Here is an 11,354-nt window from a genome sequence, read left to right on the forward strand (position 1 = left end):
AACCAGCGGGAAAAGGAGCGGATCGATGGCGATGCGGTTCGAGCACGAATTCACTGTTCCAGTTCCGATCGAGCAGGCGTGGGCGGTGCTGCTCGACGTCGAGCGGGTCGCGCCGTGCCTGCCGGGGGCGACGCTGGACATCTTCGAGGGTGACGAGTTCACCGGCAGGATGAAGGTCAAGGTCGGCCCGATCGTGGTGACCTACAAGGGCTCGGCCAGGTTCGAGGACGTCGACAAGGACTCCTACACGCTCACCATCCGGGCGTCCGGCAAGGAGGCCCGGGGCTCCGGCACGGCCTCGGCCACGGTCAAGGCGCGGCTGGCGCCGGTTGACGAGGCCACGCGGGTGACCGTGGAGACGTCGTTCAACGTGACCGGCCGGCCCGCCCAGTTCGGGCGCGGCGTGATGGCCGAGGTCGGCGGCAAGCTCATCGAGAAGTTCGCGGCCAACCTGGCCGAGCTGTTGTCCGAGCCCACGGTGGAGCTGGTCGCCGCCGCGCCGGGCCCGGAGGAGGAGCGGCACCTGACCGCGGTGCCGACGCCGCCCGAGCCGGAGTCGCGGCCCGCGGGCACGACCCGCACGTCGCGCACGGCCGACGAGGAGGCGCTGGACCTGCTGGAGATCGCCGGGCAGCCGCTGCTGAAGCGCCTGGCGCCCGTCGCGGGCGCGCTCGTGGCGCTGCTGGTCATCGTGTGGGTGATCCGCCGGCTGCGGCGCTGATCGCCTAAAGGGCTGATTTTCAGCAAATACTCCATCAAGTCCGGACACTTCACCCGAGCTGAGGGAAGTCCCATTTCCGCAGGTGGTCGAACCAGCGGGGGGACGTGGGATGCCGGACTGCACCGTGGTCGTGATCTCCTACAACGACGCGGCCCGCCTGCCCAGGGCCGTGCGATCCGTGCTCGGGCAGTCCCTGCGCGACCTCGAAGTGATCATCGTGGACGACGCGAGCACGGACGGCACGCCGGAGGTGGCCGCCCGGCTCATGGACAGCGATCCGCGGGTGCTCTACCTGCGCAGGCAGGTCAACAGCGGAGGCTGCGGCGCGCCCAGGAACGACGGGCTCGACGCCGCGGCCGCGCCGTACGTGATGTTCCTCGACAGCGACGACGAGCTGCCCAAGCACGCCTGCAAGAGCCTGCTCACCGAGATCGAGCGGACCGGGGCCGACTTCGTGTCGGGGCAGATCTCGCGGCTGTTCGAGTCGAACGGGCGGCTGAGACCCTACTATCCCGGGCTGTTCGCCAGGCGGAGGGTGGTGGAGGGGATCCGCCAGGAGCCCGACCTGTTCCTCGACTGCTTCAGCACGAACAAGCTCTACAACGTGGGCTGGCTGCGGGACCGCGCGCTGCGCTTCCCCGAGGACATCCATTACGAGGACCACGTCTTCTCGACCGGGCTGTACGCGGTCTCGCGCAGGTTCGCGATCGTGCCGTGGACGGTCTACCTCTGGCACCGGGCGGCGACGAACGACTCGATCTCGCTGAGCGTCGACGACCTGGAGAACGTGCGGCAGCGGGTCATCGCGGCCCGGCTGAGCGACGACGTCCTGCGCGCCCACGGGGCCGGGGACCTGGTGCCCCAGCGGCAGCGCCGGTTCGTGCGCCAGGACCTGCGGGTCTACCTCAACCCGCTGCCGGCGCGGGAGCCGGTGTGGGTCAAGGAGTTCGCCGCGCTGGTCCGGCCGTACATGGAGGAGATGCCCCGCTGGGTGCTGGAGGAGCTGGAGCCGCTGGACCGGGTCTGCTGCCAGCTCATCCTCGACGACCGAACCGAGGACCTGCGGGTGGCGGCGGCCTCGCTCACCGGGCCGAGGGCCGCCCCGCGGTCGGCGGTGCGGCTGAACGGACGCACGTACTGGGGGACGACGGTCTCCCCCGGCATGGACATCACGAGGCTGCGGCTGGCCGAGCTGCCCTTCTCCGAGTCCAGGCTGCGGCACGAGCTGACGGAGATGATCTCGGACGGCGAGCGGGTGCGGATGACCGTGCGCACGTACGACCCGTTCGGGGCGTTGCCGCTGGACTGGACGGCGGTCCTGGAGCTCGGATCCCTAAAAATCCCGATAAAGCCGCAGCCGTCCGGCGGTGGAGGCTACGTCACCGACGTCGTCTGCAGGCCCACGGGCAGGTGCGAGCCGCGCATCGTCTTCACCAGGACCTCCGACGGGCACACCACGGCCGACCGCATCCTCGCCGACCCGCGCCTGCGGCCCGTCGAGCTGCCGGGGTGCACGGTGAAGGCCGAGGGGTGCGCTGCGTACCTGTGCGTGCGCCCCGACTCCGTCACCCGCTCGGCGCTGCGGCGGGTCAAGCAGGCGCTGATGAGCCGGCTCAACACGCCGGCGAACAAGCTGCGGGCCTACAAGCTGCTCATCAAGGTGGTGCCGCCCCGGCAGAACCTCGCCCTGTTCGAGTCCGACGTCGGCAAGGGCTACAGCGGCAGCCCCAGGGCCATCTACGAGGAGCTGCGCCGCCGCGACCTGCCGATCGACGTGGTCTGGTCGGTGGCCAAGGGGCGCCGGAACTTCCCGCCCGACGCGCGGCTCGTCCGGCGCGGGAGCTGGGCCTACGTCTGGACGATGGCCAGGGCCGGGATCTGGGTGGACAGCCACGGGTTCCCGCTGGACTACCCGAAGCCGCACGGCACCCGCTACCTGCAGACCTGGCACGGGCAGGGGATCAAGTCGATCGGGTTCGACGCGCCCGACCTGCGTACCGACTTCGACGGGCCGCGGGCGCAGTGGCGGGCCGCGGTCGCGCGGTGGGACGCGTTGGTCTCGCCGAGCGCCGAGTTCTCGCGGGTGTTCCTGCCGTCCAACGGCTATGCGGGGAAGGTCTACCGGTACGGGACGCCGCGGTGTGACGCGCTCGTACGGGCCGAGCCGGCCGATGACGTGCTGGAGCGGCTGGAGATCCCACCCGGCCGAAAAATCCTGCTTTATGCGCCTACGTACAGGGATCGCGTCAAAGGCAGCGGCCAGTCCGTACGGGTGGATCTGGAGCTGCTGGCCGACGAGCTGGCCCGCGAGTGGGTGCTGATTTTGCGTACGCACCCGGTCGAGCGCTACAGCCCGCCCGAGCACCTCAAGCACTTCGTCCGGTCCGCCGGGTCGTACCCCGAGATCAACGACCTGATGCTGGCCTCGGACGCGTTGCTGACGGACTACTCCTCGGTGATGTGCGACTACGCGCTCACCGGCAAGCCGATGCTGTTCTACATCGACGACTGGGACGACTACCGGCTGGCCGAGCGCGGCGTCTACCACGACCTGCCCGCCATCGCGCCGGGCCCGTGCGTGTCGACCACCGCCGAACTGGTGGACGCGCTCAGGCGGCTGCCCGACCTGCACAACGCCTACGCCGGCCGGTACGCGGCCTTCCGCGACCTGTGGTGCGCCGACGAGCGGGGCGACGCGGCCGCCAGGATCGTGGACGACTTCTTCGAAGGTGCGCGATGAGCGTCGTCTTCGCCTGCGTGGACGCCGACACGCTCGGCGGCGTCCAGCGGGTGACGCACACCCTCGCCCAGGGGCTGGCCGGGCGCGGTCACGAGGTGCACGTGATCGGGCTGCACCGGGCGGCGACGCCCTTCCGGTACGTGGACCGCCCGCTCTACCACCACCACGTGATCAGCCGGCGGCCGGCGGAGTCGCAGGGCCTCCTGGCCCGCAAGAGAGCCGGCCGGCGGCTGAAGGAGCTGCTCGGGGCGATCCGGCCCGGCTACGCCGTGATGACCTCGCCGGCCGCGGTGGCCCGGGTGTCGAGGCTGCTGCCCGCGGCGTTCCGGCCGATCGGGCAGTATCACGGCTCGTACGACCACGCCCGCGGCTGCTGGCACCTCGGCTCCATCAAACGGCACTACCCCGGCCTCGACCAGGCGGTCTTCCTCAGCGAGGACGACGCCCGGCTGTTCTCAGAGCACGCGCTGCTGCCCAACGCCTGGGCCCTGCCGAACCCCCTGGCCCACTGGCCGGAGGAGCTCTCCGCGCTCGACGCGCCCCGCGTCCTCGGCGTGGGCCGGCTGGACGGGGTCAAGCGGTTCGACCGGCTGATCAGCGCGTTCGCCCGCTCGGGCGCGCCGCCCTCGTGGGAGCTGCACCTGATCGGCGACGGCACCGAGCTGGACCGGCTGCGCGAGCACGCGCACGGGGAGGGCGTCGGCGACCGCGTGGTCTTCAAGGGACTGGTGCCGAGCGACCGGATGCCCGCCGAATACCTGAACGCCTCCGTTTTGGGCCTGACCAGCGGGCACGAGGGGCTGCCCGTCGTGCTGCTGGAGTCGGCCGCGCACGGGGTGCCGTCGGTGGCGTTCGACGTGTCGGGCGGCGTGCGCTCCGCCGGGTCCCTGCTGGTGCCGCCGGGGGACGTGGACGCGTTCGCGACCGCGCTGGGCGGGCTGGTCGCCTCCTGGGAGGAGCGACGGCGGCTGGGGGCCGACGCCCGCGCACGGGCCGAGGCGTTCCGCCTCGACCACGTGCTCGACGGCTGGGAGCGGCTGTTCGCCCACATCCGGCGCTAGAGGCACTTTCAGACAGGTTCGGCCAGTTCTGCACGCTGCTGCGGCACGCCCGCCAGGGATCGCTGGCGCGCGGTGAGCATCGCGCCCACGGGGCTCGGCTCGCGCAGCCGGTTGAACCGGTCGCGCATCTGCTTGCGCATGCGGCTGGCCTTGCGCTTCTGCATGGTCTTCTGGCAGGCCGTCACGTGCTCCTTGGCCGGCTTGGGCGCGCCGGTCAGCTCGTACCCCATGGACTCCAGGCGGTCGCCGAGCATGTGCTCGCACAGCGCGATCTCCCAGTCGTCCAGCCGGTTCGCCCAGCTCCCGACGCGGCTGCGGATGACCTCGCCGTGCGTGTTGCTGTGCCAGACCTTGTGCTGGGGCACCGCCACGCTGGCCGCCTCGCGCGGGGAGATCATCGAGGCCGAGAACTCCTCGTCGAGGAAGTGGCAGAGCTTCTTCAGCTCGGTCATCGGGTCGTCGGTGAGGTCCTCGTACCGCAGCTCGTAGTACGTGTCCTCGCCCAGCGTGCGCTTGAGCCGGCCGCCCGCGTCGATGGCCTCGGCCCAGGTGGCGACCGCGTGGAAGGAGTCCAGCGTGTACCAGGGCATCTCCTTCAGCGAGGCCACGCAGTCGCGGCCGTCCCTGATGAGGTGGATGAACTGGGCGTCGGGGAAGAGCCTGAGCAGCAGGTCGACCTGCTTGACGTAGCTGGGCCGCTTGTCGCCCCAGCGGACCTTGTCGAACCGGTCGGCGTACATGCGGAAGGCCGTCCCGATCACCGAACCCAGCGAGCCGGGCCCCTCCACGGCCTGCCTGACGAAGTCGTCCTTGTCGATCTTGAGCTCGCGGAACTTCGTGCTGCGGTCGGTCGCGATCCACTGCGCCAGCGCGCGGCGGCGGGAGACGATCCGCAGGTCGCCCCACGTCCGGCGGCGGTAGTAGGCGGGAATGAGGAATCGCGTCTCCGGCGGCACCGCCATGCGGGGGTGCGAGTGGAGCATGAGCTGGAGCATCGTGGTGCCGGACCGCGGACATCCAATGACGAAGACTGGCCGGTCGGACATTTCGTAGTAACCCCCGAAAACTAGACGAGAACGTGCTCTCGGCTCTCCTGAGAGGAGGGCACGCCGTGCCTGCGCGTGAAGCGCCACAACCGGTAGACAAGGAAGACCTCGTTGACCAGCAGCAGCGCCCCGGCCACCGCGGCGAGCGGGATCAGCGCCCATGCCCCCGCAAGGGGCGCGACCACGAACACCGCGGCGTGAAACTCGATGCCACTGATCAGGTGCGAGCGGACCCGGTGCCGGGCCAGGAACCTGTTGAACCGCTTGGGGAAGCTGCGCGGCCGGCGTGGCCTCGGGACGAGCGCCACCCGCTCGAGAGAGTCGATGTCCTCCTCGGACTCGGGCTCCGGCTCGCGCTCCCCCCGCTCCTCCCTGATGGCATCGCGGACGCGCTTCATCTGCGGCGCGTTGACGTACCGGAAGAGGTCCAGTACGGCCACCGCCGCCCCGAGCACGACGTAGCGCACATCCGAGGTGAGGGCGTACTGCCCGTATGCCAGCCCCCCGGCACACAGGACCACCCTGACCCGGTCCCCCACGTAGTCGAGCCAGAGGCCGAACGGCGTGCCCGTGCCCTTCAGCCGGGCGATTTTGCCGTCCACGCAGTCGATCATGAAGCTGAGATAGAAAACCACGGCGCCCGCTACGTGGTGGTTCAGGGCGAAACAGGTGGCCGACATCGCACCGAGGACCAGCGAAAGCACGGTGAGGCCGTTGGGCGTCAGCTGGGTGTGGTTGGCGATGGGAAGGGCGACCCGGCAGGCGACCGGGTCCACGAAATAAACGGTCCACCAGGAATCTCTCCGCTTGCGTGTCTCGAAGACGTCATCGAGCGAATAGGTCCTCATGGACTCCAGCATGACCACGCGACGCGCCTGATCGATTACTGTCTGGAACTACTGGGTGATGTCCATGCCGCTTCTTGACCAACCCGGCACGGAAAACCGCCACGCGGAGTTCGCGTCCCCGTCCCTGAACCAGCTCTTGAGCACGAGGCCGCGGGTCTCGGCGCGCACCATGAGGCGCCAGGTCGGCCCGCCGCCTTCGAGCCGCTTGGGGTCGAACGCGGCGGAGACGCCGTGGCGGCCGGCGCGCCGCACCTCCAGCGGCACCCGGCGACGGCCGTCGCTGAGCCACAGGCTGACCTTGCCGACCTTGCGGTCGACCCGGTGGATCGCCACCTGCCCGCGCAGGCGGTATTCGGACCCGGTCCACGCGCACTCCTCGACCCTGGCGACCACTTTGAGCTCGTCGCGGGCGTCGAACACCTCGTCGGGGATCCGGAGCCGGCGGCGCTTGCGGAAGAAGGGATAGTCGCCGTACCAGTTGGTCACGCGCAGCCCCCGCGGCACGATGCGGGTGCCGTCCTCGCAGGTGCGCCGGAACTCGCGCACCTTGCGCAGCTCGGCCACCAGGCCGCGCCTGACCAGGTGCAGCTCCAGGCGGCGCAGCGACGGCGCGGTGGCCAGCGCCTTCGGGCTCAGCGTGGCCAGCCACGCGTCGGCCAGCTCCAGCAGCGCCCCCGGCTCATCGCTCCCCTCCAGCGCCTGGAACAGGAACACGATGTCCTTCTCCAGCACCAGCGCGTCGAAGCCGTCGAGCAGCTCGGGCGCCCGCTCGTCGAGGAAGGAGCGGACCGCGCGGATGGCGGCCAGCCGGTCCCACAGGTTGGGCAGCTCGGCCCGGCGCTGCGTGATCGAGGTCTCCCCCGCGTCCCGCTTGCGCCAGTGGTAGACCACGTCGCCGACCATGTCGACGCTGCCGGCCAGGACGTGCGCCTGCATGGCCACGGGCACGTCCTCGTAGATGCCGGCGGGGAAGGCCAGCGCGTTGCGCTCCCAGAAGTCGCGCCGGTAGACCTTGTTCCACACCGTACGGTCCCTGACCAGCACCTGCTTGTCGGTGATGTGAGTGCACAGCTCCGGCCGCCTGAACGCCTTCTCGTGCAGGATCGACTCCTCCAGCGCGCCGTCCACGAGCCGCGCCACCGAGCCGCACGCCAGGTCGGAGCCGGTCTCCGCGAGCGTGCCGACGAGCCGCTCGTACGCCTCCGGCGGCACGACGTCGTCGCTGTCGGCGAAGGCGAGATAGGTGCCGCGGGCCTGCCGGATCCCCACGTTGCGCGCGGGACCCGGCCCCAGGTTGTCCCGCTGGTCGATGAGGACGAAGCGGCCGTCCCGCGCGACGAAGTCGGCGGCGACGCGCCGGCTGCCGTCGTCGGAGCCGTCGTTGACCAGGATGACCTCGATGTCGTCCAGGGTCTGGGTGGCCAGCGACTTCAGGCATTCCGTGATGTACGGCTCGACGTTGTAGATCGGGACGACCACGCTGAGCAGGGGGATCATCCGATTTGCTCCTTGGCTCTCGGGATGTGGGTTCGAGGGCAGCATGCCTTGACCACTCCGCGGATTCCGTGTCCCTGATCAGCTCTTTACCGGACGCATAATCGGCTACGTTGAGCAATTGATTGGACACCAACAGTAGGGGGAGAGGTGCTGAGAAGCGTCGAGGACAAAGATCTGCCGTCCATGCGGCGATGGCGCAACCATCCACGTGTCCGAGCGGCCAGCTTCGCCACGCACAAGATCGGAGAGGACGAGCACGCCCAGTGGTGGGAGGCCACCCGGGACGACGCGCGCAAGCGCGTGCTGATCTACGAGCACGACGGAAACCCCGCGGGCGTGGTGACCTTCTTCGGGCTGTCGTCCGAGAGCGCCTCCTGGGGCTTCTACCTGGACCTGGAGGGGCTTGAGCAGTCGGGGGAGCTGCTGCGGGCCTGGGTCGGCCTGGAGCGGGCGGCGATCGACCACGCCTTCGGGACGCTCGGCCTGACGACGTTGCGCGGCGAGGTGCTGGCCTGCAACGAGGCGGTCAGGCGGCTGCACAGGCGGTTCGGCTTCCTGGAGGTCGGGGCCTATCTGCGGGACGTCGACGGCGAGTCCCGCGACGTCGTTGCCATCCGGCTTGTGAAGGAGCAGTCATGATCTCCATCGAGGGGCGGCCGATCTCGCGGAACGACCCGCCGTTCATCGTCGCCGAGCTGTCCGGCAACCACAACGGGAGCCTGGAGCGGGCCCTGGCCATCGTGGACGCCGCCGCCGCGGCCGGGGCGCACGCGGTGAAGCTGCAGACCTACCGGCCCGACACGCTGACCATCGACTGCGACGGGCCCTCGTTCCGCGTGGGCGACGGGCACGATCTGTGGGGCGGCGAGAGCCTCTACCGGCTCTTCCAGCGCGCCCACACGCCGTGGGAGTGGCACCAGCCGATCTTCGAGCGGGCGCGCGAGCACGGGCTCATCGCGTTCTCCACACCCTTCGATCCCACGGCGGTCGAGTTCCTGGAGAAGCTGGAGGTGCCGGCGTACAAGATCGCCTCGTCGGAGATCGTGGACCTGCCGCTGATCAGGCTCGTGGCCGCCACCGGGAAGCCGGTGATCATCTCCACCGGGATGGCGTCGCTCGGCGAGATCCACGCCGCGCTGGTCGCCGCGCTGGAGGCAGGCACCAGCCAGCTGGCCCTGCTGTCCTGCACGGCCAGCTACCCCGCCTCCCCCGACGAGAGCAACCTGCGGTCGCTGATGGCGCTGAGCGCGCTCACCGGCGTGGAGGTCGGGCTCTCCGACCACACTCCCGGGATCGGGGTGCCGCTGGCCGCGGTGGCGCTGGGGGCGTGCATGATCGAGAAGCACGTCACCCTGTCGCGCGCCGACGGCGGGGTCGACTCGGCCTTCTCGCTGGAGCCGGACGAGCTGGCGGCGCTGGTGGTGGAGAGCCGGCGGGCGTGGCTGTCGCTGGGAGAGGTGATCATCGGGCCGCGGCCGTCGGAGCGCGAGGGGCTGCGCTTCCGCCGGTCGCTCTACGTGGTGCAGGACGTGCGCAAGGGCGACGTGGTGACCCCGGAGAACGTCCGGTCGATCCGGCCGGCGGGCGGCCTGCCCCCGGACACGGCCACGGTGGTCATGGGGCGGCAGTTCACCAAGGACGTGCCCTACGGCACGCCGTTCACCTGGGATCTGATCTAAGGAGCGCGTCGGCGACGCGTTCCCTGCCCTTGCCGTCCACGAGGCCGCGGCCCCGCCGCCCGTGCTCCTCGCGGGCGGCGGGGTCGGCGAGCAGGCGGACGAGCACGCCGACCGCCGCGGCGTCGGCCGCGCGCCCGAGCCCGGCCGCGACGCCCCGGCCGACGAGCTCCTCGTAGCCGATGAGCTGGTTGTCCGCCACCCAGGTCAGGGCGGTGGGGACACCGAGGTGGAGCAGCTCCCAGACGGCCGAGCCGGCGGCGGTGACCACGAGGTCGGCCCCGGCCATGAGCTCGGGCAGCCGGTCCGTCGGCGGGATCACGGCGATCGGACCACCCGCCTCGAAGGGCGCAGGGCTGACGACCGTCGCCTCGAACGGCACCCCAGCCGCCAGGAGCGCCCCGGCCCAGGCGGGGGCCACGCCGGCGCTGTCGGTGCCGCCGAAGAAGCACAGCACGCGCGGCACCGGCCCCGCCGGCCGTGCCCGCCCGAGCCCGCGCACGCTGTCACGCAGGAGCACGTAACGCGCCCCGGCCAGGCGCCGGGCGGGCACGGGGAAGGGGCGGCGCTCCGCGCCGAGGTTCTGGTCCAGGTAGAGATCGGCCTCCTGGCCCAGCGGGTCGCCGTCCACGATCGCCAGCACGGTCAGGCCCGCTCCCCGCAGCGCCGCCCCCGTCCCCTCCGGCAGCTCGTACGAGTCGAGGACCGCGGCGTCCAGCCGGAGCTCCCGGGCCAGCGCCACCAGCCGGGCCGGCTCCTCGGGGGCGGGCACCAGCGGCAGCCCGCGCTCGCGCAGCTGGGCCCGCGCCCAGGCGGACCCGCGCACCTCGCCGAGGAAGGTCACCTCGACGCCCCGCGCGCGCAGCTCCTCGGCCAGCGCCACGCACCGCACCAGGTGGCCGACCCCGCTGCGCACCCCGGCGTCACACCGGAAGCCGACCCGGGTCACGCGTCCTGGAGCTCCTTCTGCTGGACGTGGGCGTTGAGCCCGCAGACCTCGGGGCGCTCCCGCAGCCAGCTCACCAGCGTCCCGAACGGCACGCACCGGTCGCCGAGGCCGTCCACCACCCGGGTGATGAGCCGCCAGTCGTCCTCGGTGTCGAGCGTCACCCGCAGGTCGCCGGCGACCGGCTGGTAGGCGAGCCCGAGCAGCCGCGCGTCGTCCGGATGCGAGTAGACGTAGGAGGTCACGTGGGTGCGGTGGAAGTCGGCGGCCTCGGCGTCGGCCCGCTCCAGCGCGCCCCTGCCCACGATCTCCACGTCGAGCCCGCGCGGCAGCGTCCGTGTCAGAGCGGTGCTCAGGTAGTCGAGCCCGCGCACGGCGCGGAACACCAGCGCCGCCTCCCTGATCACGGCCGGGTCCAGCAGCGGGCAGTCCGCCGTGAACCGCATCATCGCGTCCCACCGCCGCCCCGCCAGCGCCTCCATGAACCTCGTCAGCACGTCGTCCACCGGGCCCCGGTGCCACGACACGCCGAGGCGGCGGCACTCGGCCACGACCGCGTCGTCAACCTGCTCCGTCGTGGTGGCCACCACGAGCTCGTCGAGCGTGCCCGCCTCGCGGGCGGCGCGAACCACCCATTCCAGCACCGACCGGCCGCCCAGCTCGTGCAGCACCTTGCCCGGCAGGCGTGTCGAGCCCATCCGCGCCTGAACAATCCCGACAATGCGCACCGATGCCCCAATCCCCCGTGTGACCGTGTGTCGCTTATCGATCGCGCTATGCTACCGCCCTGCTCGAACGACTACTGCGCGTAAGCGCGAA

General features: G+C 71.2%; 10 protein-coding genes. 5 read left to right on the forward strand and 5 right to left on the reverse strand.

What is annotated here, in order from left to right:
• Window positions 1–25: 25 nt before the first annotated feature.
• From AB0L65_RS11835 to AB0L65_RS11845, 3 genes are all read left to right on the forward strand, one after another.
• A complete protein-coding gene (locus AB0L65_RS11835; RefSeq protein ID WP_364243559.1) occupies window positions 26–721 on the forward strand; it encodes an SRPBCC family protein in 696 nt (231 codons plus the stop codon).
• 109 nt (window positions 722–830) lie between these two features.
• The gene (locus tag AB0L65_RS11840) at window positions 831–3,461 is read left to right on the forward strand and encodes a CDP-glycerol glycerophosphotransferase family protein (protein ID WP_364243562.1); all 2,631 of its coding nucleotides are present in this window, start codon (window positions 831–833) and stop codon (window positions 3,459–3,461) included.
• A complete protein-coding gene (locus AB0L65_RS11845; RefSeq protein WP_364243565.1) occupies window positions 3,458–4,522 on the forward strand; it encodes a glycosyltransferase in 1,065 nt (354 codons plus the stop codon). The genes AB0L65_RS11840 and AB0L65_RS11845 overlap by 4 nt, the downstream gene beginning before the upstream one ends.
• Before the next feature lie 8 nt (window positions 4,523–4,530).
• On the opposite strand, the gene AB0L65_RS11850 is transcribed toward AB0L65_RS11845, so the two are convergent.
• The 3 genes from AB0L65_RS11850 to AB0L65_RS11860 are packed head-to-tail and all read right to left on the reverse strand — an operon-like array spanning window position 4,531 to window position 7,913.
• Window positions 4,531–5,568: a sulfotransferase gene (locus tag AB0L65_RS11850; RefSeq protein WP_364243568.1), complete on the reverse strand. Its 1,038-nt coding sequence runs from the start codon at window positions 5,566–5,568 to the stop codon at window positions 4,531–4,533.
• A gap of 20 nt (window positions 5,569–5,588) precedes the next feature.
• The gene (locus tag AB0L65_RS11855) at window positions 5,589–6,416 is read right to left on the reverse strand and encodes a CDP-alcohol phosphatidyltransferase family protein (protein ID WP_364243570.1); all 828 of its coding nucleotides are present in this window, start codon (window positions 6,414–6,416) and stop codon (window positions 5,589–5,591) included.
• A 48-nt stretch (window positions 6,417–6,464) separates the two neighbouring features.
• Window positions 6,465–7,913 (reverse strand): glycosyltransferase family 2 protein, encoded by a 1,449-nt coding sequence (locus AB0L65_RS11860; protein WP_364243572.1) that lies wholly within the window; start codon window positions 7,911–7,913, stop codon window positions 6,465–6,467.
• Window positions 7,914–8,060: 147 nt separating this feature from the next.
• Here AB0L65_RS11860 and pseH point away from each other — a divergent pair, with 147 nt between their 5' ends.
• Both pseH and pseI read left to right on the forward strand, forming a co-directional pair.
• A complete protein-coding gene (gene pseH, locus AB0L65_RS11865; RefSeq protein WP_364243575.1) occupies window positions 8,061–8,552 on the forward strand; it encodes a UDP-4-amino-4,6-dideoxy-N-acetyl-beta-L-altrosamine N-acetyltransferase in 492 nt (163 codons plus the stop codon).
• Window positions 8,549–9,592, forward strand: a complete 1,044-nt coding sequence (gene pseI / locus AB0L65_RS11870) for a pseudaminic acid synthase (RefSeq protein WP_364243578.1) — start codon at window positions 8,549–8,551, stop codon at window positions 9,590–9,592. Before pseH ends, pseI begins: the two co-directional genes overlap by 4 nt.
• Here pseI and AB0L65_RS11875 read toward each other — a convergent pair.
• Both AB0L65_RS11875 and AB0L65_RS11880 read right to left on the reverse strand, forming a co-directional pair.
• Complete coding sequence (locus AB0L65_RS11875; RefSeq protein ID WP_364243581.1) at window positions 9,573–10,538, reverse strand: hypothetical protein; 966 nt, start codon at window positions 10,536–10,538, stop codon at window positions 9,573–9,575. The two genes, pseI and AB0L65_RS11875, sit on opposite strands and share 20 nt — an antisense overlap.
• Window positions 10,535–11,263, reverse strand: coding sequence for a glycosyltransferase family protein (locus AB0L65_RS11880; protein WP_364243584.1), 729 nt, complete (start codon window positions 11,261–11,263; stop codon window positions 10,535–10,537). Before AB0L65_RS11880 ends, AB0L65_RS11875 begins: the two co-directional genes overlap by 4 nt.
• Window positions 11,264–11,354 lie beyond the last annotated feature (91 nt).

The sequence above is a fragment of the Nonomuraea sp. NPDC052116 genome (genome assembly GCF_040680035.1).
In the GTDB taxonomy this organism is placed as follows: Bacteria; Actinomycetota; Actinomycetes; order Streptosporangiales; family Streptosporangiaceae; genus Nonomuraea; species Nonomuraea angiospora_A.

Excerpts from the sequence above, each read along its gene's own strand:
- AB0L65_RS11835 (WP_364243559.1), top strand. The coding sequence starts at position 26 with ATGGCGATGCGGTTCGAGCACGAATTCACTGTTCCAGTTCCGATCGAG.
- AB0L65_RS11840 (WP_364243562.1), top strand. The coding sequence starts at position 831 with ATGCCGGACTGCACCGTGGTCGTGATCTCCTACAACGACGCGGCCCGC.
- AB0L65_RS11845 (WP_364243565.1), top strand. The coding sequence starts at position 3,458 with ATGAGCGTCGTCTTCGCCTGCGTGGACGCCGACACGCTCGGCGGCGTC.
- AB0L65_RS11850 (WP_364243568.1), bottom strand. The coding sequence starts at position 5,568 with ATGTCCGACCGGCCAGTCTTCGTCATTGGATGTCCGCGGTCCGGCACC.
- AB0L65_RS11855 (WP_364243570.1), bottom strand. The coding sequence starts at position 6,416 with ATGAGGACCTATTCGCTCGATGACGTCTTCGAGACACGCAAGCGGAGA.
- AB0L65_RS11860 (WP_364243572.1), bottom strand. The coding sequence starts at position 7,913 with ATGATCCCCCTGCTCAGCGTGGTCGTCCCGATCTACAACGTCGAGCCG.
- pseI (WP_364243578.1), top strand. The coding sequence starts at position 8,549 with ATGATCTCCATCGAGGGGCGGCCGATCTCGCGGAACGACCCGCCGTTC.